Annotated in this window: 21 protein-coding genes; 20 read left to right on the forward strand and 1 reads right to left on the reverse strand. The window is 65.3% G+C overall.

The annotated features are described in order from the left end of the window. Positions 1 to 385: 385 nt before the first annotated feature. The 20 genes from ytfQ (at position 386) to QCM77_RS38510 (ending at position 22,353) form a co-directional block, all read left to right on the forward strand. Positions 386 to 1,351 (forward strand): galactofuranose ABC transporter, galactofuranose-binding protein YtfQ, encoded by a 966-nt coding sequence (ytfQ, locus tag QCM77_RS38415; RefSeq protein WP_280096338.1) that lies wholly within the window; start codon positions 386 to 388, stop codon positions 1,349 to 1,351. Positions 1,352 to 1,466: 115 nt separating this feature from the next. Continuing rightward, positions 1,467 to 3,011 (forward strand): sugar ABC transporter ATP-binding protein, encoded by a 1,545-nt coding sequence (locus tag QCM77_RS38420; protein WP_280096339.1) that lies wholly within the window; start codon positions 1,467 to 1,469, stop codon positions 3,009 to 3,011. Beyond that, on the forward strand, positions 3,008 to 4,000 hold the full coding sequence (locus QCM77_RS38425) for an ABC transporter permease (protein ID WP_280096340.1): 993 nt from the start codon (positions 3,008 to 3,010) through the stop codon (positions 3,998 to 4,000). Before QCM77_RS38420 ends, QCM77_RS38425 begins: the two co-directional genes overlap by 4 nt. Then, positions 3,997 to 4,977, forward strand: coding sequence for a galactofuranose ABC transporter, permease protein YjfF (gene yjfF, locus QCM77_RS38430; RefSeq protein WP_280096341.1), 981 nt, complete (start codon positions 3,997 to 3,999; stop codon positions 4,975 to 4,977). Before QCM77_RS38425 ends, yjfF begins: the two co-directional genes overlap by 4 nt. Continuing rightward, complete coding sequence (locus QCM77_RS38435; RefSeq protein ID WP_279659914.1) at positions 4,974 to 5,750, forward strand: FadR/GntR family transcriptional regulator; 777 nt, start codon at positions 4,974 to 4,976, stop codon at positions 5,748 to 5,750. The genes yjfF and QCM77_RS38435 overlap by 4 nt, the downstream gene beginning before the upstream one ends. Beyond that, on the forward strand, positions 5,747 to 6,673 hold the full coding sequence (locus QCM77_RS38440) for a Gfo/Idh/MocA family protein (protein WP_279659913.1): 927 nt from the start codon (positions 5,747 to 5,749) through the stop codon (positions 6,671 to 6,673). Before QCM77_RS38435 ends, QCM77_RS38440 begins: the two co-directional genes overlap by 4 nt. 2 nt (positions 6,674 to 6,675) lie before the next feature. Next, the gene (locus QCM77_RS38445) at positions 6,676 to 7,752 is read left to right on the forward strand and encodes an aldose epimerase family protein (protein ID WP_280096342.1); all 1,077 of its coding nucleotides are present in this window, start codon (positions 6,676 to 6,678) and stop codon (positions 7,750 to 7,752) included. Further along, entirely contained in the window at positions 7,752 to 8,630 is an 879-nt protein-coding gene (locus tag QCM77_RS38450; protein ID WP_279660013.1) for an SMP-30/gluconolactonase/LRE family protein, read from the forward strand. Before QCM77_RS38445 ends, QCM77_RS38450 begins: the two co-directional genes overlap by 1 nt. Before the next feature lie 73 nt (positions 8,631 to 8,703). After that, complete coding sequence (chvE, locus tag QCM77_RS38455) at positions 8,704 to 9,777, forward strand: multiple monosaccharide ABC transporter substrate-binding protein (RefSeq protein WP_279689285.1); 1,074 nt, start codon at positions 8,704 to 8,706, stop codon at positions 9,775 to 9,777. 168 nt (positions 9,778 to 9,945) lie between these two features. Then, on the forward strand, positions 9,946 to 11,523 hold the full coding sequence (mmsA, locus tag QCM77_RS38460) for a multiple monosaccharide ABC transporter ATP-binding protein (RefSeq protein ID WP_279659910.1): 1,578 nt from the start codon (positions 9,946 to 9,948) through the stop codon (positions 11,521 to 11,523). Further along, on the forward strand, positions 11,520 to 12,710 hold the full coding sequence (mmsB, locus tag QCM77_RS38465; RefSeq protein ID WP_279659909.1) for a multiple monosaccharide ABC transporter permease: 1,191 nt from the start codon (positions 11,520 to 11,522) through the stop codon (positions 12,708 to 12,710). The genes mmsA and mmsB overlap by 4 nt, the downstream gene beginning before the upstream one ends. 111 nt (positions 12,711 to 12,821) lie before the next feature. Beyond that, entirely contained in the window at positions 12,822 to 13,487 is a 666-nt protein-coding gene (locus QCM77_RS38470) for an HAD family hydrolase (protein ID WP_280096343.1), read from the forward strand. Between the two features lie 8 nt (positions 13,488 to 13,495). Beyond that, positions 13,496 to 14,446: a sugar-binding transcriptional regulator gene (locus QCM77_RS38475; protein ID WP_280096344.1), complete on the forward strand. Its 951-nt coding sequence runs from the start codon at positions 13,496 to 13,498 to the stop codon at positions 14,444 to 14,446. Between the two features lie 393 nt (positions 14,447 to 14,839). After that, positions 14,840 to 16,093 (forward strand): ABC transporter substrate-binding protein, encoded by a 1,254-nt coding sequence (locus QCM77_RS38480; protein WP_280096353.1) that lies wholly within the window; start codon positions 14,840 to 14,842, stop codon positions 16,091 to 16,093. Positions 16,094 to 16,183: 90 nt separating this feature from the next. After that, positions 16,184 to 17,056: a carbohydrate ABC transporter permease gene (locus QCM77_RS38485; RefSeq protein ID WP_279659905.1), complete on the forward strand. Its 873-nt coding sequence runs from the start codon at positions 16,184 to 16,186 to the stop codon at positions 17,054 to 17,056. Between the two features lie 3 nt (positions 17,057 to 17,059). Beyond that, the gene (locus QCM77_RS38490; RefSeq protein WP_279659904.1) at positions 17,060 to 17,890 is read left to right on the forward strand and encodes a carbohydrate ABC transporter permease; all 831 of its coding nucleotides are present in this window, start codon (positions 17,060 to 17,062) and stop codon (positions 17,888 to 17,890) included. 15 nt (positions 17,891 to 17,905) lie between these two features. Further along, positions 17,906 to 18,913 (forward strand): ABC transporter ATP-binding protein, encoded by a 1,008-nt coding sequence (locus tag QCM77_RS38495; protein ID WP_279659903.1) that lies wholly within the window; start codon positions 17,906 to 17,908, stop codon positions 18,911 to 18,913. 40 nt (positions 18,914 to 18,953) lie between these two features. Next, complete coding sequence (locus QCM77_RS38500; protein WP_279659902.1) at positions 18,954 to 19,727, forward strand: SDR family NAD(P)-dependent oxidoreductase; 774 nt, start codon at positions 18,954 to 18,956, stop codon at positions 19,725 to 19,727. A gap of 38 nt (positions 19,728 to 19,765) precedes the next feature. Beyond that, positions 19,766 to 21,412 carry an FGGY-family carbohydrate kinase gene (locus tag QCM77_RS38505; protein WP_280096345.1) on the forward strand — a complete coding sequence of 549 codons (1,647 nt, stop codon included), beginning with the start codon at positions 19,766 to 19,768 and terminating at the stop codon, positions 21,410 to 21,412. 5 nt (positions 21,413 to 21,417) lie between these two features. Then, a complete protein-coding gene (locus QCM77_RS38510; protein ID WP_280096346.1) occupies positions 21,418 to 22,353 on the forward strand; it encodes a carbohydrate kinase family protein in 936 nt (311 codons plus the stop codon). A gap of 7 nt (positions 22,354 to 22,360) precedes the next feature. Here QCM77_RS38510 and QCM77_RS38515 read toward each other — a convergent pair whose 3' ends face one another. After that, on the reverse strand, positions 22,361 to 23,248 hold the full coding sequence (locus tag QCM77_RS38515) for a LysR family transcriptional regulator (RefSeq protein ID WP_279660012.1): 888 nt from the start codon (positions 23,246 to 23,248) through the stop codon (positions 22,361 to 22,363). Positions 23,249 to 23,357: the final 109 nt, after the last annotated feature.

Consider the following 23,357-nt stretch of genomic DNA (forward strand, 5'->3'; position numbering starts at 1 on the left):
AATTTGCAGAAGGTCGTCATGCCCGGGCTTGTCCCGCCTGCGCGGCCGAAGCCGCTTCGACGAGGCGAAGGCCCGGGCATCCACGTTCTTTGTCCCGCATGGCAAGGCCGTGGATGGCCGGGACAAGCCCGGCCATGACGATGTGGCGCCGGCCAAGTCGCACACATTCTTTTCATCTCCCCGTTGCATCTATGGAACAAAATCGCGCTGGGCGTGTCATACGATGGCCCTCTCGCCGACTGTCGCGGCCATCGTAAATAGTCAGATAATATGACTAGTCGGAACCGATCTTCCGTGAAATAGTGCCTGCCGCCGCCCTAGAGGTCGGCCTGCGGGTGCCATGCTACCAATAGGCACCCGAGATAACACTTGGGAGACACGCCTGATGATCCTCAAAGCCCTCTTTGCGGCCAGTGCCACGACCGCATTGCTGCTCGCGCTGCCGGCCAGCGCCGCCGAGCTCACGATCGGCTTCTCGCAGATCGGATCGGAATCCGGCTGGCGCGCGGCCGAGACCTCGGTCTCCAAGCAGGAGGCCACCAAGCGCAAGGTCAATCTCAAGATTGCCGACGCCCAGCAGAAGCAGGAGAACCAGATCAAGGCGATCCGCTCCTTCATTGCGCAGAACGTTGATGCGATCTTCCTTGCGCCCGTCGTCTCGACTGGCTGGGACTCGGTGCTGAAGGAAGCCAAGGAGGCCAAGATTCCGGTCGTGCTGCTCGACCGCGACATCGATCCCTCCGGCAAGGAACTCTATCTCACTGCCGTGACCTCCGACAGCGTGCATGAAGGCGAGGTCGCCGGCGACTGGCTGGCGAAGACCGTTGGCGGCAAGGCCTGCAACGTCGTCGAATTGCAGGGCACGGTCGGCGCCAGCGTGGCCGCCAACCGCAAGAAGGGTTTTGACACCGCCATCGCAAAGCATGCGAACCTGAAGGTGGTGCGCAGCCAGACCGGCGACTTCACCCGCGCCAAGGGCAAGGAAGTGATGGAAAGCTTCATCAAGGCCGAAGGCGGCGGCAAGTCGATCTGCGCGGTCTATGCGCACAACGACGACATGATGGTCGGCGCCATCCAGGCGATGAAGGAAGCCGGCTTCAAGCCCGGCAAGGAGATCCTCACCGTCTCGATCGATGCCGTCCCCGACATCTTCAAGGCGATGGTCGCCGGCGAAGCCAATGCCACTGTCGAGCTGACGCCGAACATGGCGGGCCCCGCGCTCGATGCCATCGCGGCCTTCAAGGACAAGGGCACCGTTCCGCCGAAATGGATCCAGACCGACTCCAAGCTCTACACCGCCACCGATGATCCGCAGAAGATCTACGACAGCAAGAAGGGCCTCGGTTACTGAGGCGAGTGCGTCGCCGGACCGCGCCTTGTGGTCCGGCGCCCCTTCGAAACCGCTGCAGGAACGGATAGGCTGGGTGTCCGCATCATCAGCGGACGCCGGTGGGAGTGAATTGGCCATGGAGAACAGCCCGGATCCTGCCGCTTCCCTGCTGGAGGTGCGCGGGATCAGCAAGAGTTTTGGTGCTGTGCGTGCGTTGCAGGAGGTCGACTTCACGCTTCGCGCCGGCGAGATCCATGCGCTGCTCGGCGAGAACGGCGCCGGTAAGTCCACGCTGATCAAGGTGATCACCGGCGTGTTCCCGCGCGATGCCGGCATCGTCAGGATCAGCGGCGAAGAGGTTGCGCCGCGCTCGGCCAAGGCCGCGCTTCAGGCCGGCATTGCCACCGTCTACCAGGAAGTCAATTTGCTGCCGAATCTCTCGGTGGCGCAGAACCTGTTCCTTGACCGGCAGCCAATGCGCTTCGGCGTCGTGCGCGAAGGCGAGATGCGACGTCGCGCGACGACGCTGCTCGCGGATTTCGGTCTCGACATCGACGTGGCCGCGCCGCTCGGCAACTATTCCGTTGCCGTGCAGCATGTTACCGCGATCGCGCGCGCCGTCGATCTCTCGGCGCGCGTACTGATCCTGGACGAGCCGACCGCGAGCCTCGACCGCCATGAGGTCGAGATCCTCTTTCGCATCATGCGCCAGCTCGCCAAGCGCGGCATTGGCATCGTCTTCGTCAGCCATTTTCTCGACCAGGTCTATGAGATTTCCGACCGCATCACGGTGTTACGCAACGGCCGCCTTGTCGGCGAGCGCGAGACCGCCTCGCTGCCGCGGCTCGAATTGATCCGGATGATGCTCGGCCGCGAGCTTGCGGAGACCACGAGCGCGCGGGCCTCGGCAGGCGAGCACACGACGCGCGAGGTCTGTGCCAGCTTCGAGAATTACGGCAAGGCCGGCTATGTCGCGCCGTTCAATCTCGAGCTGCGGCATGGCGAGGTCGTCGGTCTCGCCGGCCTGCTCGGCTCGGGCCGGACCGAGACGGCGCGGCTGGTGTTCGGCGCCGAGCGCGCCGATCGCGGACAAGCGAGGGTGGAAGGCGCGCCCGTGCGGCTCCAGTCGCCGCGCGACGGCGTGCGTCACGGCTTTGGCTATTGCCCGGAGGAGCGCAAAACGGACGGCATCGTCGCCGAGCTCACCGTGCGCGAGAACATCGTGCTTGCGCTCCAGGCCAAGCGCGGTTTGCATCGGCCGCTGTCGCGACGCGAGCAGGACGAGATCGCAAGCCGCTACGTCAAGATGCTCGACATCCGTCCGCCCGATCCGGAGCGTCCCGTCGGCCTGTTGTCCGGCGGCAATCAGCAGAAGGTGCTGCTGGCACGGTGGCTGGCGACCTCGCCGCGACTCCTCGTGCTGGACGAGCCGACCCGCGGCATCGACGTCGGCGCGCACGCCGAGATCATCCGCCTGATCCGCGATCTCTGCGACGACGGGCTTGCGCTGCTCGTGATCTCCTCCGAGCTCGACGAGATCGTGACCTATTCCGATCGTGTGGTGGTGCTGCGCGATCGCGCCCATGTCGAGGAGCTCGCGGGCGAGGCCATCGACGTCGGCAGCATTCTCGCAGCCATCGCCGCCGACGGCGCCAGTGTCGCGCATGAGGGCCGGGCATGACAGCGCTGTTGCCGCGCCGCGGCCTTGCCCAGATCCTCGCGCTGATCGTCATCATGGCGGTCGATCGCGTGGTGTCGCCGCAATTCTTCGATCTGCGCCTTCAGGACGGCCGGCTGTTCGGCAGCCTGATCGACGTGCTTAATCGCGGCACGCCGGTGGCGCTGCTCTCGCTCGGCATGGTGCTGGTGATCGCAACACGCGGCATCGATCTGTCGGTCGGTGCGGTGATGGCGATCTCGGGCGCGATCGCGGCGAGCCTCGCCGACAGCTACAGTCTGGCCGTGGTGCTGGCGGCTGCGCTCGGCGCAGGCCTGATCTGCGGATTGTGGAACGGATTTCTCGTCGCGGTGCTCGGCATGCAGCCGATCGTCGCGACCCTGATCCTGATGGTGGCGGGACGCGGCATCGCCCAGCTCATTACCGAGGGGCGCATCGTGACCTTCTCCTCGCCGGATCTGGTCTGGCTCGGCAATGGCTCTATTCTCGGCCTGCCGGTGCCGGTCGCGATTGCGCTGGGCATGCTGATCCTCACCGGCGCGGTGGTGCGCGGCTCGGCACTCGGGCTGCTGATCGAGGCAACCGGCGGCAATGCGCGGGCGAGTGAGCTCGCCGGTGTCGGCACGCGCGCGATGATTTTGGCGGTCTATGTCTGGTGCGGCGTCTGCGCCGCCCTCGCCGGCGTCATCGCGGCCGCCGACATCATGGGCGCGGACGCCAACAATGCCGGTCTCTGGCTCGAGCTCGATGCGATCCTGGCCGTCGTGATCGGCGGTACCTCGCTGTTCGGCGGCCGATTCAGCCTAATTCTTGCTGTGTTAGGCGCGCTGATCATCCAGACCATGAACACCGGCATTCTGCTGTCGGGCTATCCGCCGGAGTTCAATTTGCTGGTCAAGGCGGTGGTGGTGCTCGCCGTGCTGCTGCTGCAATCGCCGAAGCTGTCCGGTGTTGCCGGTGTCGTGACGCGGCTGCGGAGGACGAAAGCATGAAAGGCCTGCCGCCCGTCTTCATCACGGCCATCGTGCTCGTCCTGGGCTTCGCGCTCTGCGCTGTGCAATTCCCCAACATCGCCTCCACCCGCGTGGTCGGCAACCTCCTCACCGACAACGCCTTCCTCGGCATTGTCGCGACCGGCATGACCTTCGTCATCATCTCCGGCGGCATCGATCTCTCGGTCGGCTCGGTGATCGGCTTCACCACGGTGTTCGTCGCGCTGGCGATCGAGCGCTGGGGCGTGCCGCCCCTGGTCGCCTTCGTCGCCATCCTGGTGTTGTCGGCGGCTTTCGGCGCGGCGATGGGCGCGGTGATCCACGCCTTCGATCTGCCGCCTTTCATCGTGACCCTCGCCGGCATGTTCCTGGCCCGTGGCGCGAGTTTTCTGCTTTCGACGGAATCGGTGCCGATCACCGCGCCGGTCTATTCCACCGTGTCGGACTTCGCACTGCGACTACCCGGCGGTGGGCGGCTGACGGCGGTCGCGATCATCATGCTTACGATCGTGATCGGCGGCGCATTGCTGCTGCAGCTCACCCGGTTCGGCGCCAACGTCTATGCGCTCGGCGGCAGCCGGGCGACCGCGAGCCTGATGGGCGTTGCCGTCGGCAAGATGACGGTGAAGATCTACATGCTGTCGAGCCTGCTCGCCGGCATCGCCGGCATCGTCTTCTCGTTCTATACCAGCGCCGGATACTCGCTCTCCGCCGTCGGCGTCGAGCTCGACACCATCGCGGCCGTCGTGATCGGCGGCACGCTGCTCACAGGCGGGCAGGGCTCGGTGATCGGCACCTTCCTCGGCGTGTTGATCCAGGGCATGATCCAGACCTACATCAATTTCGACGGAACGCTGTCGAGCTGGTGGACCAAGATCGCGACCGGCGTGCTGCTGTTCGCCTTCATCGCCTTGCAGCAAGGGCTGGTCGCGCTCGCGCGCCGGCCGGTGACGAAGAGCGTGGGAGCCGCCTCATGACCTCGCGCATCGTCGTCATCCCGACGCGTCGGGCGCACTCCAATCACGCGGAGGTGGCCCGCTCGATCGGCGTCGACATCATCGCCGGCCGTTACGCTGAAGGGACGCGGCTGCCGGGCGATGCCGAGATGATCGCGATGTTCGGCGTGTCACGGCCGGTGCTGCGCGAGAGCGTAAAGACGCTGGTCGCCAAGGGCCTGCTCACCACCAAGGCGCGGGTCGGAACCGTCGTGCGCGAGCCCGCGGCCTGGAACATGTTCGACGCCGACGTGCTGGCCTGGCACCTGGACGCCGGGATCGACAAGCGCTTCCTCAACGACCTCGCCGAGATCCGCCTCGCGGTCGAGCCGCGCGCGGCCGTGCTGGCGGCGGCGCAGCGGTCGGAGCAGGACGTCGCCGAGCTGCGTCGCTGCATGGAGCGGATGCGGCTTGAAGCTTCCGACTCCGTCGGCTTCGCCGATGCCGACCTCGCGCTTCATGTCGCCGTGGCGCGGGCGTCCGGCAATCTGTTCATGCGCTCGATCGGGCACGTCATCGAGGCAGCCTTGCGCGCCTCGTTCCTGCTCAGCGCACCGGTCGAGCCGGAGGACCGCGACGCCGTGCTGCTCTGGCATCAGAAGATCGTCGATGCCATCGCGGCCGGCGATGCCCAGACCGCCTCGGAGGCGATGGTCTATGTCATTCACAACGGCATGCGCCGCCATGAGGGTACGGTGATCGAGACTGCACCGGCCGAGGCGCTGCCGTCCGCGGATGCTGGAGAGAGCTCGTGACTGAACTTCGTATCGCCATCGTCGGCTTCGGCAAGATCGCGCGGGACCAGCACGTCGGCGCGATCGCAGCGGTAGCGGGCGCGCGGCTGGCGGCCGTTGCCAGCCGCAACGCTTCGCTGCCGGGAGTGCCGCATTTCGCCACCATCGAGGAATTGCTGGAGAAGGGGCCGCAAATTGACGCGGTGTCGCTCTGCACGCCGCCTCAAGTGCGCCGTGCCCAGGCCGCTGCAGCGCTCGCTGCCGGCAAGCATGTCATGCTGGAGAAGCCGCCCGGCACCGGCGTTGCCGAGCTCGATCCGCTGATCGCGATGGCGGCGGAGGCAAAGCGCACGCTGTTTGCGACCTGGCATTCGCGCCATGCGCCCGCAGTCGAGCCGGCGCGCGAGTGGCTCGCCGCGCGGCGGATCACCTCCGTGCACGTCAGCTGGAAGGAGGACGTCCGCGTCTGGCATCCCGGGCAGGCCTGGATCTGGGAGCCGGGCGGGCTCGGGGTGTTCGATCCCGGCATCAATGCGCTGTCGATCCTGACCAAGATCCTGCCGAAGCCGGTGTTCGTCACCGCGGCCGAGCTCGCCTTCCCCGCCAATTGCCAGGCGCCGATCGCCGCGAACCTGACGCTGACCGACATTGGCGGCCTGCCTGTCACCGCCGAGTTCGACTTCCGCCAGACGGGGCCGCAGAGCTGGGATATCCTCGTCGAAACCGACCAGGGCCGGTTGACGCTGTCCGGCGGAGGCAGGCGCATGGCGATCGACGGCAAGACCGTTGCCGAGGCGCCCGATGAGGAATATCGGGAGTTGTACCGGCGCTTCGTCACCCTCGCCGTAACAGGCGCGAGCGACGTCGATTTGGCGCCGCTTCGTCTCGTTGCGGACGCCTTCCTGCTCGGCAGGCGCACGATCGTCGAACCGTTTGTGGATTGATCATGGCTCACTCGAAAATAGAAAAAGACGTCTTCGGAACGTTGCCGGACGGCCGCAATGTGGAGCGCATCGTGCTGCGCGGGGAGGGCGGGTTCGAAGCGCGCATCATCACCCATGGCGCAGTCTTGCAGGCCCTGATCGCGCCGGACGCCAGGGGCGGCCATGACGACGTCGTGCTCGGCCACGATGCGTTCGCCGGCTATCTCGCTGAACGAAAATTCTTCGGTGCCACCGTCGGCCGCTACGCCAACCGCATCGCCAACGGACAATTTTCGCTGGACGGCGAGGCGGTGCAGCTTCCCGTCAACAACGGTCCGAACGCGCTGCATGGCGGCCTCGACGGCTTCGACCGCAAGCTCTGGGAGATTGCGGAGATCGACGATGGCGCCGAGCCCGCGGTCACGCTGACCTATGTCAGCCCGCACGGCGAAGAGAACTATCCCGGCCGGCTCGATGTCCGCCTGACTTATCGCGTCACCGGCCCGACCGAGCTGTCGCTTCATATGGAGGCGCGGACCGACCGGCCGACCATCGTCAATTTGACCAACCACAGCTTCTTCAATCTGGAAGGCGCGACGTCAGGCACGCCCATTCTCGATCACAAGCTGACGGTCGCCGCCGGGCATTTCCTCGCGATCGATCCCACCGCCATTCCATTGCCGGAGCCACCACGCAGCGTTGCCGGCACGCCGTTCGACTTCCGCGAGCCGCGGCCCATCGGCGAGCGCATCCGCGAGAGCGACCAGCAATTGCGCAATGGCAAGGGCTACGACCACACCTATTGCCTCGGGCGTGACGGCAAGCTTGCGCTCGCGGCGCGGCTGGAGGCGCCGCGCTCGGGGCGCATCATGGAGCTGTTCACCGATCAGCCCGGCCTGCAGGTCTATTCCGGCAACTATCTCGACGGCACGATTTCGGGCAAGGGCGGCAAGCTCTACCGGCAGTCGGACGCCATGTGCCTGGAGCCGCATATCTGGCCGGACGCACCGAACCGGCCGGATTTTCCGAGCCCGCGCCTCGATCCCGGCCAAGTCTATCGCCATCACACGGTCTATCGCTTTGCGGTGAGGAGGCCATGATGGAACAGGTGCCGACCTCAGTTCTTTCGGACGATCCTTGCCATCTCGGCGAGGGGCCGACCTATGACGTGACCACGGACACGGCCTGGTGGTTCGACATCCGCGAGGGGCGCCTGTTCGAGGCGCAGCTCGGCAGCGGCAGCATTCGCGTCCATGCGCTCGGCCGGATGGCGAGCGCACTCGGGCGGATCGATGCCGGGCGGCAGTTGATCGTCGCGGAAGACGGCCTCTATATCCGCAAGCTCGCCGACGGTGTGCTGACGCTGCTCTGTCCGCTCGAAGCCGACAATCCCGCGACCCGCTCCAACGATGCCCGCGTGCATCCCTCCGGCACGTTCTGGATCGGCACCATGGGCCGCAAGGCGGAAGCAGGGGCAGGCGCGATCTACGCGTTCCATCACGGCAAGATTTCTCTGCTGTTCCCCAGCATCAGCATTCCCAACTCGATCTGCTTCTCGCCTGATGGCGCCACCGGCTACTTCGCCGACACCGCGCGCGCGGTGCTCTACGCGGTGCCGCTCAATCCCGCGACCGGCCTGCCGCGCGGCGAGCCGGAGGTGCTGCTGCGCCACACCGGAATCGGCGGCCTCGACGGCTCGGTGTGCGACGCCGACGGAAAAATCTGGAACGCATGCTGGGGCGCGAGCCGCATCGATGTCTATAGTCCGCAGGGCGAGCGCCTGCGCTCGCTGAGCGTGCCGGCAAAACAGGCGAGCTGCCCCGCTTTCGTCGGGTCTGATCTATCGCGCATTCTCGTCACCTCGGCCTGGCAGGACATGGACGCGGCGGCGCGCGCCGCCGATCCGCAAGCCGGCTGCACCTTTCTGTTGGAGGCATCCGCGCGCGGTCGCGCGGAGCCCGACGTCAAGCTCGCATAGGAGGCTCGAAGCCACACACGACCAAATTTCTCGACGACACGAACCAACAATCTGACACCCAAGGGAGTGAAACATGCTGAAACTGAAGACGACCTTCCTCGCGCTGGCGCTGGCCGGCGCTGCGACGATGGCCGCAGGCGTCACCGCCTCAGCGCAGGATAAAGCGACAGTCGGCATCGCGATGCCGACCAAATCGTCGGCGCGCTGGATCGACGACGGCAACAACATGGTCAAGGTGCTGAAGGATCGCGGCTACAACACCGACCTGCAATATGCCGAGGACGACATCCCGAACCAGCTCTCGCAGGTCGAGAACATGGTGACCAAGGGCGCCAAGGCGCTGGTGATCGCCGCGATCGACGGCACCACGCTCTCCGACGTGCTCAAGCAGGCCAAGGCCAAGGGCATCACCATCATCGCGTACGACCGCCTGATCCGCGGCACGCCGAACGTCGACTATTACGCGACCTTCGACAATTTCCAGGTCGGCGTGCTCCAGGCCGAGTCGATCGTGCAGGGCCTCGGCCTCAAGGATGGCAAGGGTCCGTTCAACATCGAGCTGTTCGGCGGCTCGCCCGACGACAACAACGCGTACTTCTTCTACAACGGCGCGATGAGCGTGCTGAAGCCGTACATCGACAGCGGCAAGCTCGTGGTCGCCTCCGGCCAGATGGGCATGGACAAGGTCGCGACCTTGCGCTGGGACGGCGCCACCGCGCAGGCCCGCATGGACAATCTGCTCAGCGCCTACTACGGCAACAAGAAGGTCAACGCAGTGTTGTCGCCGTATGACGGCCTGTCGATCGGCATCATCTCCTCGCTCAAGGGCGTCGGTTATGGCAGCGCCGGCCAGCCGATGCCTGTCATCTCGGGCCAGGATGCCGAGGTGCCATCGATCAAGGCGATGCTGCGCGGCGACCAGTATTCGACCATCTTCAAGGACACCCGCGATCTCGCCAAGGTGACCGCCGACATGGTCGACGCTGCGCTTGCCGGCAAGCAGGTCACCGTCAACGACACCAAGACCTACGAAAACGGCGCCAAGACCGTGCCGTCCTATCTGCTCAAGCCGGTCGTGGTCTACAAGGACAATTGGGAGAAGCTGCTGGTCGACAGCGGCTACTACAAGAAGTCGCAGTTCCAGTAAGACTTTTTTTCTTCTCCTTCTCCCTCGCCCCGCTCTTGCGGGGAGAGGGCGGGGTGAGGGGGGTCTCCACAAAGGTGGTGAGAGCTGTTGTTACGGAAACACCCTCACCCGATCGCTGATCGACCTCTCCCCGCAAGACGGGGAGAGGTTAAACAAGGGACAACGACGATGACCGCAATGCTGGAGATGCGCAACGTCAGCAAGAGCTTTTCCGGTGTGCAGGCGCTGCGCGACGTCAACTTCTCGGTTGACGCCGGGCAGATCCACGCCCTCGTCGGCGAGAACGGTGCCGGCAAGTCCACACTGATGAAGGTGCTCAGCGGCGTCTACCCGGCCGGCAGCTACGAGGGCACCATTATCTTTGATGGCGAGGAGCGCCGCTTCCGCGACATCAACGATTCCGAGGCGCTCGGCATCATCATCATTCACCAGGAGCTGGCGCTGATCCCGCTGATGTCGATCGCGGAGAACATTTTTCTGTCGCATCCGCCGTCCAAGCTCGGGGTGATCGACCGCGACGAGGTGTATCGGCGCACGCGGGACCTCCTCGCGCAGGTCGGCCTCAAGGAATCGCCGGACACGCTGATCACCGATCTCGGCGTCGGCAAGCAACAGCTCGTCGAGATTGCGAAGGCGCTCTCAAAGCGGGTGCGGATGCTGATCCTGGACGAGCCGACCGCCAGCCTCAACGAGGCCGACAGCGCGGCGCTGCTCGAACGTCTCATGGCCTTCCGCGAGCAGGGCATCGGCTCGATCCTGATCTCGCACAAGCTGAACGAGGTCGCCCGCGTCGCCGACCACATCACTGTGCTGCGCGACGGCCGCACCGTCGACGGCATCGATTGCCGCGCCGAGCCGATCCAGGAAGACCGCATCATCCGCAGCATGGTCAACCGCGATCTCGCCCACCGCTTTCCGGAGCGCAGTGCAAAGATCGGCGAGCCCGTCCTCACCGTCGAAAACTGGTCGGTCTATCACCCCATCCATCCCGAGCGGCAGGTGATCAAGAACGTCGATTTCAGCGTGAAACGCGGCGAGGTCGTCGGCATTGCCGGATTGATGGGCGCCGGCCGCACCGAATTCGCCATGAGCCTGTTCGGTCGGTCCTGGGGCACCACCATCAGCGGCCGCATCGCCCTCGAGGGCAGTGAGATCGCGCTGCCGAACGTCGCGGCCGCGATCGACGCGGGCCTTGCCTATGTCACTGAAGACCGCAAACAGCTCGGGCTGATCCTCGCCGACGACGTCCGCAAGAACATCACGCTCGCAAGCCTCGATCAGGTCGCACCGGGTCGCGTCATCGACGACATCGCCGAGCTGAAGGTCGCCAGCGACTACCGCAACCGGATGCGCATCCGCTGCTCCGACGTCTATCAGGAGACCGGCCAGCTCTCCGGCGGCAACCAGCAGAAGGTCGTGCTGTCGAAATGGCTGATGACCGACCCCAAGGTGCTGATCCTGGACGAGCCGACACGGGGCATCGACGTCGGTGCCAAATACGAGATCTACTGTATCATCAACGAGCTTGCGGAAGCCGGTCGCGGCGTGGTGGTGATCTCCTCGGAGATGCCCGAGCTACTCGGCATCTGCGACCGCATCTGTGTCATGAACGACGGCGCCTTCGTCGGCGAGTTCATGGGCCTTGATGCGACGCAGGAAAAGATCATGCGCGCCATCATGCGCAACGACAGAAATTATGGAAGCAGCGCCCTTGCGGGTGCGGAGATGGGAGGATCGCAGCCATGACCGACAAGACGGTTTCGCTGCCCGAGGAGGCTCGGCACGGCAGCTTCATCAAGAACAATTTGCGCACCTACGGCATGCTGATGTCGCTGATCGCGATCATGCTGTTCTTCCAGGTCATGACCGGCGGCACGCTGCTGCAGCCGCTCAACCTGACCAATCTGGTGCTCCAGAACAGCTACATCGTCATCATGGCGCTCGGCATGCTGCTGGTGATCGTCACCGGCCATATCGACCTCTCGGTCGGCTCGGTCGCGGGCTTCGTCGGCGCGGTAGCCGCCGTGCTGATGGTGACCTACAAGATCGACTACACGCTCGCCTTCATCGCCTGCCTGCTGTTGGGCGCGGCGATCGGCGCGGCGCAGGGCTATTGGGTGGCCTATTTCAAGATCCCGTCCTTCATCGTGACGCTGGCCGGCATGCTGGTGTTCAAGGGACTCGCGCTTGCGGTGTTGCAGGGCCAGTCGCTCGGGCCGTTCCCGTTGACCTTCCAGAAATTGTCGTCGGGCTTCATTCCGGAGATGCTGCCCGAGGCCGGCACGCTGCATCCGACGTCCATGCTGATCGGTGCCGTGCTCGCGCTCGGCCTCGTCTATGCCAGCGCCAAGGGCCGGTCGCGCGAGCAGTCGCACGGCATCGAAGTCGAGCCTTACGCGTTCTTCCTCGGCAAGAGCATTCTCCTGGCCTGCGCCGTGCTCTATTTCACCTATCTGATCGCCTCGCATCGCGGTCTGCCGAACGTGCTGGTGATCATGACCGCGCTGATCGCGCTCTACGGCTTCGTCACCCGCCGCACCGTCATTGGCCGGCAGGTCTACGCGGTCGGCGGCAACGCGAAAGCGGCAAAACTGTCGGGCATCAAGACGGAACAGTTGACCTTCCTCACCTTCGTCAACATGGGCGTGCTCGCCGCGCTCGCCGGCCTCGTCTTCGCCGCGCGCCTCAACACCGCAACGCCCAAGGCCGGTCTCGGCTTCGAGCTCGACGTCATCGCCGCCTGCTTCATCGGCGGCGCCTCGGCCTATGGCGGTGTCGGCCGCGTCGGCGGCGCCGTGGTCGGCGCCATGATCATGGGTGTGATGAACAACGGCATGTCCATCCTCGGCATCGGTATCGACTATCAGCAGGTCATCAAGGGGCTGGTGCTGCTCGGGGCGGTGTGCATCGACGTTTATAATCAGCGGCGATGACGCTGCGCAGCCGGCATGGAGCCGGCTACGGTTTGCCGCCGCGGTATGCCTGCGGAGGGTGCCGCATGCTGAGCTATTGCCCATGCGTTGGGTATATGATCGAATGGCTGGATGGACCAGGGCCGGCCAAAACCCGATCTGATCATCTTCGACTGCGACGGCGTGCTGGTCGACAGTGAGCTGTTGAGCTGCCGCTGCCTGTCCGACGTGCTGGCCGAATGCGGCATCGCGCTGAGCTTGGAGCAGGCGCTCGAGCTCTTTCTCGGACGCAGCACCAAGGCGGTCGAGCAGCATTATCGGGATCTCGGGCAGGTCGTGCCGGACGGCTTTCTGCCACGCTTGAAGTCGCACGTGCTGACGACGTTTGGGGAGGTGCTTCAGCCGATCCCCGGTATAGACGCCGTGGTGTCCGGATTGAAGATGCCGTATTGCGTGGCCTCGTCGAGCGATCTCGACAGGGTCGCACTGTCTCTGAATGTCACCGGTCTCGCGCCGCTTTTCGGCGACCGGCTCTATACCGCGCAAATGGTCGAGCGCGGCAAGCCGGCGCCAGACCTTTTTCTTTACGCCGCCGAGAAGATGCGAACCGATCCTTCGCGCATCCTCGTGATCGAGGACAGTGCGAGCGGCGTGCAGGCGGGCAAGGCGGCCGGCATGACCGTCTGGGGATTTGTCGGCGGCAGCCATTATCGCGGACGCGACGGGCAGGCTATATTGTCCGGTGCGGGGGCCGACCGGGTCTTCGCGCGCATGATCGATTTCTGGAAGGACGCCTGACGCCTGCCATGGCCGCCGAGAACGAAAAGTCCAGGCTCGATGACGCCGCGCGCGCCGGCTGGCTCTATTTCATTGCCGGTCACACCCAGGACGAGATCGCGAAAATGCTCCAGGTGTCGCGCGCGTCGGCGCAGCGGCTGGTGTCGTTGTGTCTCGCCGAACGGCTCATCACCTTCCGGCTCGAACATCCCATCGCCGCGTGCATGGAATTGGCGGCGCGTCTGAAGGAGCGTTTCGACCTTGCGCATTGCGAGGTGGTGCCGGCCGATCCCGCGGCGCCGCAGGCCACCGCTGGCATTGCCGAACGCTGCGCCAACCTGCTCGACGCGACGCTGCGCTCCGAGACACCCGTCATCGTCGCGCTCGGGACGGGACGCGCGGTGCGTGCCGCGGTCGAGCGCGTCACGCCGATCGACCGGCCCAATCACCAGATCGTCTCGCTGGTCGGCAACATCTCCGCCGACGGCTCTGCGAGCTTCTACGATACCGTTGGCCGGCTCGCCGACCGCACCGGCGCGCGGCATTATCCGATGCCGCTGCCGTTCCTGATGTCGTCGGAGGACGAGCGCAACAGGATGGTCCGGATCGAGCCGATCGCGAAGGTCAAGGCGGTCGCGGCCAAGGCGGATTTGCGTCTCGTCGGCATCGGCCAGATGGACCAGAAGGCGCAGGTCCATGTCGACGGCTTCGTCACCCGCGATGAACTGTTCGAGATGATGCGGCAGGGGGCGATCGGCGAGATCACCGGCTGGGCCTACGATTCCAAGGGCCGCCTGCTGAAGGCCGGCACCAACAAGCGCCTGACCAGCATTCCGCCGGAGGTCCCGGCAAAGACCACGACGATCGGCGCCGCGGTCGGTGCGGCCAAGGTGCCGGCGATCGCGGCGGCGCTGAACGGGCGGTTGATCAACGGGCTGATCACGGACGAGGCGACCGCAAGGGCGATTCTGGAGCGCTGAGGCCGTTCGCTGTTTCTGCGTGGCCGCGAGGCGGGAGTCTCGCCACACACACCGCTGTCATCGTCCGCGAAGGCGGACGATCCAGTACGCTGCGGGCAGGCTTGGGGCAAATCAACAGGCGGCACGGAGTACTGGATGCCCCGCCGGAGCCTGTCATCGGGCTCGCCGAAGGCGAGACCCGGTGGCGGGGCATGACGGGAGGAGGGTATCGCACCGCAGCACTCATAAGTTGCGGGAATGCCTGCGCGCCTGCTTGACAACAGCACTCGCTCGGCTGAACATACGCCCAACGCGTGGGCATATGCCCAAAAGCGCGAACTTAGGGAGGTCACCGTGAAACACGTGCTCGGCGCCGTCTGCGGCGCGTCTGTCCTGCTTCTGGCCGTCCCCGCGATGGCCGAAACGACCCTGACGATCGCCACCGTGAACAACGGCGACATGATCCGCATGCAGGGGCTGACGGCCGAATTCACCAAGAAGAATCCCGACATATCGGTCAAATGGGTGACGCTTGAGGAGAACGTGCTGCGCCAGCGCGTCACCACCGACATCGCCACCAAGGGCGGCCAGTTCGACGTCCTCACCATCGGCACCTACGAGGTGCCGATCTGGGCCAAGAAGGGCTGGCTGGTGCCGCTTGCCAATCTCGGCGCCGACTACGACGTCGCCGACCTCTTGCCCAAGATCAAGGATGCGGTCTCCGTCGACGGCAAGCTCTACGCCGCGCCGTTCTACGGCGAGAGCTCGATGGTGATGTACCGCACCGACCTGTTCGACAAGGCCGGCCTCAAGATGCCGGAAAAGCCGACCTGGGATTTCGTGATCGATGCCGCCAAGAAGCTCACCGACAAGAGTGCGGGCGTCTACGGGATCTGCCTGCGCGGCAAGGCCGGCTGGGGCGAGAACATGGCGTTTCTCTCCGCCATGGCCAATTCGTATGGGGCGCGCTGGTTCGACGAGAAGTGGCAGCCGCAGTTCAACACCCCGGAATGGAAGGCGACGCTGTCGACCTATGTCGACCTGATGAAGCAGGCCGGCCCTCCCGGTGCGAGCTCGAACGGCTTCAACGAGAACCTCGCGCTGTTCAATGCCGGCAAGTGCGCGATGTGGATCGATGCCACTGTCGCGGCGTCCTTCGTCACCAATCCGAAGGATTCCAAGGTCGCCGACAAGGTCGGCTTTGCGATGGCGCCCAACACCGGGCTCGGCAAGAACGCCAACTGGCTGTGGGCCTGGAGTCTCGCAATCCCCGCCGGCTCGAAGAAGTCGGAAGCCGCCGAGAAGTTCATCGCCTGGGCCACCAGCAAGGACTACACCAAGGTCGTGGCTGCGAAGGAGGGCTGGGCCAACGTGCCGCCGGGCACGCGAACCTCGCTCTACCAAAACCCTGATTATCTGAAGGTCGCCCCGTTCGCCAAGCTGACGCTGGCCTCGATCGATGCCGCCGATCCGAACAAGCCGACGGTGAAGCCGGTGCCCTATGTCGGCGTGCAATATGCCGCGATCCCCGAATTCCAGGGCATCGGCACGCAGGTGGGCCAGCAGTTCTCGGCCGCGCTCGCGGGATCGATGACGGTCGATGCCGCACTCACCGCGGCGCAATCCGCAACCGAGCGCGAGATGAAGCGCGCGGGTTACATCAAGTGAACCCGAGCTCCCCCTCCTGAGCTCAGACTTGCGGCCATCCACCGCTACGGATGGATGGCCGCCTTCTTCCCGCAAGCGGAGAAGCCAAGAATGGCAACCCGGCAGACTCAGCTTCTCGCACGGTCGCTCCTGACGCCGGCCGTCGGGCTGCTGTTCATCTGGATGATCGTCCCGCTCGCGCTGACGATCTATTTCTCGACGCTGCATTACAGCCTGCTCGATCCCGGCTCGGAAGCGTTCATCGGGCTGGAAAATTTCCGCTACTTTCTCACCGATCCCGCGTTCCTCGCGTCGCTCCAGAACACGCTGGTGCTGGTCGGCTCGGTGCTGGCGCTGACCGTCCTGCTCGGAATTCCGCTGGCGCTGCTGCTCGACCAGCCCGTGATCGGCCTCAACATCGTGCGGCTGATGGTGATCGCGCCGTTCTTCGTCATGCCGACGGTGAGCGCGCTGGTCTGGAAGAACCTGTTGATGCATCCGGTGTCCGGGCTGTTCGCCTGGATCGCCTCGGTGTTCGGGTTGACGCCGATCGACTGGTTCAACGACGTGCCGCTGCTCGCCGTGATCCTGATCGTGTCCTGGCAATGGCTGCCGTTTGCGACGCTGATTTTGCTCACTGCGATGCAGTCGCTCGACGAAGAGCAGAAGGAAGCCGCCGAAATGGACGGTGCCAGCGCGGTCTCGACCTTCATCTACATCACGCTGCCGCACCTTGCGCGTCCCATCACGGTGGTGATCCTGATCGAGACGATCTTCCTGCTCACCGTCTTTGCCGAGATTTACGTCACCACGGGCGGCGGCCCGGGACTGTCGACCACCAACATCGCCTTCCTGATCTATTCGCAGGCACTGATCCAGTACGATGTCGGCACCGCCTCGGCGGGCGGCCTCGTCGCTGTCGTGATCGCCAACATTGTTGCCTTTTTCCTCGTGCGTATCGTCGGCCGCAACCTGGAGGCATGAGACATGGCGCGAATGGCGACGACGAAGCAGGTGACGATATCGACGATCGGCGCCTGGCTGTTCGGCTTCCTGATCTTCTTTCCGATCCTCTGGATGGTGCTGGCGAGCTTCAAGACCGAACTTGAGGCCTTCGCGATTCCGCCGTCCTTCCTGTTCTTCCACTGGACCACGGAAAACTACGCGACCGTGCAGGAGCGCAGCGACTATTTCCACCACGCGCTGAACTCGATCATCATCGCCGGCGGCTCGACGCTCATTGCGCTTTTGATCGCCATTCCCGCAGCCTGGTCGATGGCGTTCTCGCCGACCAAGCGCACCAAGGACATCCTGCTCTGGATGCTCTCGACCAAGATGATGCCGCCGGTCGGCGTGCTGGTGCCGATCTACCTGATCTACAAGTCCTTCGGCCTGCTCGATTCCCGCATCGGCCTCGTCTTCATCCTGTGCCTCGGAAATTTGCCGATCGTGATCTGGATGCTCTTCACCTATTTCAAGGAGATCCCACGCGACATCCTGGAAGCCGCGCGCATGGACGGCGCCACCATCGGCCGCGAGCTGGTCTATGTTCTGACGCCGATGGCGATCCCGGGGCTCGCATCGACCATGCTGCTCAATTTGATCCTCGCCTGGAACGAGGCGTTCTGGACGCTCAATCTGTCGACCTCGAGCGCTGCGCCGCTCACCACGTTCATCGCGTCCTATTCGAGCCCGGAAGGGCTGTTCTGGGCAAAGCTGTCGGCGGCCTCGACGCTGGCGATTGCGCCTATTCTCGTCCTCGGTTGGTTCAGCCAGAAGCAGCTCGTGCGCGGGCTCACCTTCGGCGCGGTGAAGTAAAGGGGCTGCCGGATCATGGGTCAGATCACACTTCAGGACGTGCAAAAATCCTTCGGCCCCGTGCACATCATCAAGGGCGCCGACCTCGAGATCGCCGACGGGTCGTTCGTGGTGTTCGTGGGTCCCTCGGGCTGCGGCAAGACCACGCTGCTGCGACTGATCGCCGGGCTCGAGGATGTCAGCGGCGGCAAGATTCTGATCGACGGCAAGAACGTGGTCGACACGCCGCCGGCCAAGCGCGGGCTGTCGATGGTGTTCCAGTCCTATGCGCTCTATCCGCATATGAGCGTGCGCGGCAATATCGGCTTCGGCCTGAAGATGGCGGGGCTGGCCAGGGACGAGATCAACCGCAAGGTCGAGGCGGCCGCCGCGACGCTGAACCTCACGCCTTATCTCGACCGCAAGCCGCGCGAGCTCTCCGGCGGCCAGCGCCAGCGCGTCGCGATCGGGCGTGCCATCGTCCGCGAGCCCAAGGCGTTTCTGTTCGACGAGCCGCTCTCCAACCTCGATGCGGCGTTGCGCGTGCAAATGCGCATCGAGGTGACGCGACTCCAGAAGCAGCTCGGCACCACCGCGATCTACGTCACCCACGACCAGGTCGAGGCCATGACCATGGCCGACAAGATCGTGGTGCTCAACGGCGGCAAGATCGAGCAATATGGCTCGCCGCTGGATCTCTACGAGAAGCCGGCCAATCTCTTCGTCGCCGGTTTCATCGGCTCGCCCAAGATGAACTTCGTGACCGGCGAGCACGCCTTGCAGAAGGGCGCGGCAACGATCGGCGTACGGCCGGAGCATCTCAAGATCGAGCGCGACGGCGCCGGCGGCTGGCAGGGAACGATCGCGGTGGCCGAGCATCTCGGCAGCGACACCTTCCTTTATGTCGATGCCGGTCAGCTCGGCATGCTGACGGCGCGCTACATCGGTGAATTGAGCCTGCACGCCGGCGACCATGTGTCGCTGGTGCCGGAGCCCGCGCGCATCCATCGCTTCGACGCGAGCGGCAACGCTATCAGGGGCTGACAAGAAACGGCAAGAAACGGCAAGAAACGGAAAGAGCAACATGTACCTGGAAAAATTCAAGCTGAACGGCAAGACGGCGTTCATCACCGGCGGCGGGCAGGGCATCGGGCTCGCCTGCGCCGAAGCGCTGGCTGAAGCCGGCGCCAGGGTCGTCATCGGCGATCGTGACAGCAAGGTCGCCGACAGTGCGAAGGCCAGCCTGAAGGCGAAGGGCTTCGACGCCGAGACGGCGATCATGGACGTCACCGACACCAAGCGCGTGGCGGAGGTCGCGAGCGACCTCGTCGCCCGCCACGGCAATGTCGACATTCTCGTCAACAATGCCGGCATTGCGCGCAGCGAGACGCCGGCGGAGACCGTGGCCGACGAGCACTGGCTCAACGTCATCGACGTCAATCTCAATGGCACCTTCTGGTGCTGCCGCGAGTTCGGCAAGCACATGCTCAACGCCAAGAGCGGCGCTATCGTCAATATCGGCTCGATGTCGGGTTTCATCGTCAACAAGCCGCAGGAGCAGTGCTTTTACAATGCCTCCAAGGCCGCGGTGCACCATCTCACGAAATCGCTGGCCGCCGAATGGGGCGCCCGCGGCGTCCGCGTCAACGCGGTGGCGCCGACCTATATCGAGACGCCGCTCAACGCCTTCGTGAAGAGTAACCCGAGAATGTACGACGCCTGGATCGGTGGAACCCCGATGGCGCGGATGGGGCAGGTCGAGGAGATCGCCTCCGTGGTGCTGTTCCTTGCTTCCGAGGCCGCGAGCCTGATGACCGGCAGCATCGTGCTGGTGGATGGCGGCTACACTTGCTGGTAGGCTTGCGTCAAAACTGACGAGAGCTTCCAGGAGCGACAATGCCGCGAGCGTATATCGGCGTCGACGTGGGGACCACGAGCACGCGGGCAGGGGTGTTTGACGAGGCCGGCACCTTGCTGGCGATCGCGCGGCATCCGATCAGGATATGGCACGAGGCCGGCGACATCGTCGAACAGTCGTCCCAGGATATCTGGGACGCTTGCACGGCGTCGGTGCGCGCCGCGATGGCGGAAGCTGCCATCGCGCCCGACAGCGTCGGCGGCATCGGCTTCGACGCCACCTGTTCGCTCGTGGTGCTCGATATCAGGGGCGAGCCGATCACGGTCAGCGCCTCCGGCGACAGGCAGCGCAACGTCATCGTCTGGATGGATCACCGCGCCATTGCTGAGGCGCGGCTGATCAACGAAACCGGTGACGCCGTGCTGCGCTATGTCGGTGGCTCGATCTCGCCCGAGATGGAGATGCCGAAACTGCTGTGGCTGAAGCGGCACATGCGCGCGAGCTTCGATGCCGCCGGTCATTTCTTCGATCTGGCGGATTACCTGACCTGGCGCGCGACCGACTCGCTGCAGCGCTCGACCTGCACGGTCACCTGCAAGTGGAACTACCTCGCGCACGATGGGGGCGGCTGGAGCGCGCCGTTCTTCCAGCGGATCGGCCTATCGGATTTCGTCGCCGAGAAATATGCCCGGATCGGCACCGAGATCGTCGCCCCCGGTACGCGCCTGGGTGCGGGTCTCACCCGCACTGCCGCGGCCGATCTCGGCCTGCCATCGGGCACACCGGTCGGTGCGTCCCTGATCGACGCGCATGCCGGCGGCATCGGCGCGATCGGCGGCCGCGATGAATCGGACGGCGCGACAGATGTCGGCGACCGCCTTGCCTACATCATGGGAACGTCGGCCTGCATCATGGCGACGACCAAGGAGCCGTGCTTCGTGCCGGGCGTATGGGGTCCATATTACTCCGGCATGGTGCCGGACTTCTGGCTCAACGAGGGCGGACAGTCGGCTGCGGGCGCGGCGATCGACCATCTTCTCAAATCGCATCCCGGCCACGCCGAAGCGAGCGCGGCGGCGCGCAGCGAGGACCTCGACCTCATCGAATTCCTCGAGCGCCGCATCATCGCGCGCACAGGCGGCGCCAGCCGCGCCGCGCTGCTGGCCCGCGACGTCCATGTCCTGCCCGAGTTCATCGGCAACCGCTCGCCCTACGCCGATCCTGACACGCGCGCGGTGATCGCGGGCCTCGATCTCGACACCGACATCGCTTCGATGGAACGGCTGTTCGTCGCCGGCCTGTGCGGGCTCGCCTATGGGCTTGCCGAGGTGATCGAGGCCTTTGCCGCGCATGGCGTCCATTCCAGCATCATGATCATGGGCGGCGGTGCCAGCCGCAGTCCGCTGGTGCGGCAGATCATGGCCGATACGACTGGTCTCACCGTGGCGCTGCCGCAGACCAGGGAGCCGGTGCTGCTGGGCGCCGCGATGCTCGGCGCGGTCGCCGGCGGCGCCTATGCCTCGATCGGCGAGACCATGGCAAAGATGTCGGCGCTGGGACGGAAGAGCGAGCCGACCACGCCCGACATCGCCGCCTTTCACGCCCGCAAGCGCGAAGTCTACAAGCTGCTGCGCGAGGTCGATCGCGGCAGCCGCGCGGCGATGCGCGACATCGCAAGAGGTTGAAACGGATGCTGATTTCCTGCGGCGATGCGCTGATCGATTTCGTGCCGACGCGGAGCGGCGACGGCCGCGAGGCGGTGATGCCGGCTGTCGGCGGCTCCTGCCTCAACGTCGCAATCGGCATGGCGCGGCTGGGCGCGCCGACAGGCTTCGTCGGTGGCATCTCGACGGACATGTTCGGGCGCATGATCGCCGACCACGCCGCTGGCTCCAATGTCGAACTCGGTCTCGCCACAAGCAGCGATCACCAGACCACGCTCGCCTTCGTTCGCATCGTCGCAGGCGAGTCGCACTACGCGTTCTACGATGCCGAGACCGCGACGCGGAACTGGACCTATCGCCGCGGCACCATTCCATTCGCGACCGTCGAGGCCGTCCATGTCGGCTCGACCACGCTCGTCAACGACCAGGGCGCGACCGAGACCAGGGCCCTGATCGCGGACGCACGGGCGTCCTCGACAATCTCCTTTGATCCGAACTGCCGGCCCAACCTCGTCAAGGACAAGCCGGCCTATCTGGCGCGCATGACCGAGTTTGCCGGCTGTGCCGATCTCATCAAGATGTCGGACGTCGATTTTGCTTACCTGTTCGGCGACGAGCCGTATCAGCAGCGCGCGAACACGCTGCTTGCACGGGGCGCGAGCCTTGTCGTCATCACCCGCGGCAACAACGGCGCGATCGCGTGGCATGCGGGGGCAGGGCAGATCGAGGTCGCCGCGCCCAAGGTCGCGGTCGCCGACACCATCGGCGCGGGCGACAGTTTTCAGGCGGCGTTGTTGTTCGCCCTGCACAAGCAGGGGCGTCTCGCCCGACACCAACTGAAGGACATCGGCGCAGACGAGCTTCGCCGTGCGCTGTCCTTCGCCGCCAATTGCGCCGGCCTGACCTGCACCCGTCCCGGTGCCGATCCGCCGTGGAGCCATGAGGTCACCTGGAGCTTGTAGCGCCGCGTCACAGCGGCGCGACGACCTTCTCGGCGCATTTGAGGAAGGTGCGGATCAGCGGGCTGTGAGAGTCCCGCCGCCAGCACACCGCGATGTCGATCGAGTCGGTCGCATCCCGCAGCGGCCGGAACACGATGCCGCGCGGCGCCCCGAGCTGGGCGCAGGCGGGCAGGATGGCGAGGCCTTCACCGGCCAGCACCAGGCTCATTGCCGAATGCACCGTCTCGACCCGGCCGGCGATCGGCATCACGATTTGGTGCCGCCGCAGCAAGGCCGTGACCGCGGAGGAGGCGGGGTCCTGGTCCGGACGGGGCAGCGCGATCAGCGGGCGGCCTTGCAACCGCGCCATCGGCACCGAGCCCAGGCGGGCGAGCGGCGAGCGGATCGGCATCGCCAGCATGAACGGTTGCGCGCCGATCCGCGCCACCTGGATCTCGGGATGATGGATCGCCGGCATGCACAGCGCGACCGTGACGCTGCGGTCGAGCAGCCGCGCCTCGCGGGTCGAGGCGCTGAGCTCGGCGAAATCGAGATCGACGCCGGGAATGGACCGCCGCAGCTCGGGGATCAGGCGCGGCAGCACTGCATTTGCCAGCACGAACATGTATCCGACCGAGATTCGCCCGCGCCGCCCGGATGCAACCGCGCGGGCGGCTTCGGCGCCGTCGGCCGCGAGCGCCAGCGCCTCGCCGGCGCGCGCGAACAGCGCCTGGCCCGCCTCGGTCAGGTCCATGCCGCGCGTGCCGCGGCGGAACAGCGGCGCGCCGATCTCGGCTTCGAGCTTGCGGATCTGGACCGAAAGCGGCGGCTGCGCCATCCGCAGCCGCTCGGCGGCCTTGCCGACGCTGCGCGCCTCGGCGACGGCGACGAAATAGCGGAGCCGGCGAAGATCCATTGGCATACCGAAATCGTATGGGTTGATCACCAAAATCGTATTGGACGGCGAGTTAACAAAACTGTCATTCTCGCTGTCAATGTCTTTGGGCCAACGGCGGCCCGCTTCG

Origin of the sequence: Bradyrhizobium nivariense (assembly GCF_029846695.2) — a bacterium.
Lineage (GTDB): Bacteria > Pseudomonadota > Alphaproteobacteria > Rhizobiales > Xanthobacteraceae > Bradyrhizobium.

Excerpts from the sequence above, each read along its gene's own strand:
- QCM77_RS38450 (WP_279660013.1), top strand. The coding sequence starts at position 7,752 with ATGGAACAGGTGCCGACCTCAGTTCTTTCGGACGATCCTTGCCATCTC.
- QCM77_RS38515 (WP_279660012.1), bottom strand. The coding sequence starts at position 23,248 with ATGGATCTTCGCCGGCTCCGCTATTTCGTCGCCGTCGCCGAGGCGCGC.
- ytfQ (WP_280096338.1), top strand. The coding sequence starts at position 386 with ATGATCCTCAAAGCCCTCTTTGCGGCCAGTGCCACGACCGCATTGCTG.
- QCM77_RS38445 (WP_280096342.1), top strand. The coding sequence starts at position 6,676 with ATGGCTCACTCGAAAATAGAAAAAGACGTCTTCGGAACGTTGCCGGAC.
- QCM77_RS38495 (WP_279659903.1), top strand. The coding sequence starts at position 17,906 with ATGGGTCAGATCACACTTCAGGACGTGCAAAAATCCTTCGGCCCCGTG.
- chvE (WP_279689285.1), top strand. The coding sequence starts at position 8,704 with ATGCTGAAACTGAAGACGACCTTCCTCGCGCTGGCGCTGGCCGGCGCT.
- QCM77_RS38485 (WP_279659905.1), top strand. The coding sequence starts at position 16,184 with ATGGCAACCCGGCAGACTCAGCTTCTCGCACGGTCGCTCCTGACGCCG.
- yjfF (WP_280096341.1), top strand. The coding sequence starts at position 3,997 with ATGAAAGGCCTGCCGCCCGTCTTCATCACGGCCATCGTGCTCGTCCTG.
- QCM77_RS38435 (WP_279659914.1), top strand. The coding sequence starts at position 4,974 with ATGACCTCGCGCATCGTCGTCATCCCGACGCGTCGGGCGCACTCCAAT.
- QCM77_RS38480 (WP_280096353.1), top strand. The coding sequence starts at position 14,840 with ATGGCCGAAACGACCCTGACGATCGCCACCGTGAACAACGGCGACATG.
- QCM77_RS38500 (WP_279659902.1), top strand. The coding sequence starts at position 18,954 with ATGTACCTGGAAAAATTCAAGCTGAACGGCAAGACGGCGTTCATCACC.
- QCM77_RS38510 (WP_280096346.1), top strand. The coding sequence starts at position 21,418 with ATGCTGATTTCCTGCGGCGATGCGCTGATCGATTTCGTGCCGACGCGG.
- QCM77_RS38475 (WP_280096344.1), top strand. The coding sequence starts at position 13,496 with ATGGCCGCCGAGAACGAAAAGTCCAGGCTCGATGACGCCGCGCGCGCC.
- QCM77_RS38425 (WP_280096340.1), top strand. The coding sequence starts at position 3,008 with ATGACAGCGCTGTTGCCGCGCCGCGGCCTTGCCCAGATCCTCGCGCTG.
- mmsB (WP_279659909.1), top strand. The coding sequence starts at position 11,520 with ATGACCGACAAGACGGTTTCGCTGCCCGAGGAGGCTCGGCACGGCAGC.
- mmsA (WP_279659910.1), top strand. The coding sequence starts at position 9,946 with ATGACCGCAATGCTGGAGATGCGCAACGTCAGCAAGAGCTTTTCCGGT.
- QCM77_RS38505 (WP_280096345.1), top strand. The coding sequence starts at position 19,766 with ATGCCGCGAGCGTATATCGGCGTCGACGTGGGGACCACGAGCACGCGG.
- QCM77_RS38490 (WP_279659904.1), top strand. The coding sequence starts at position 17,060 with ATGGCGCGAATGGCGACGACGAAGCAGGTGACGATATCGACGATCGGC.
- QCM77_RS38420 (WP_280096339.1), top strand. The coding sequence starts at position 1,467 with ATGGAGAACAGCCCGGATCCTGCCGCTTCCCTGCTGGAGGTGCGCGGG.
- QCM77_RS38470 (WP_280096343.1), top strand. The coding sequence starts at position 12,822 with ATGGACCAGGGCCGGCCAAAACCCGATCTGATCATCTTCGACTGCGAC.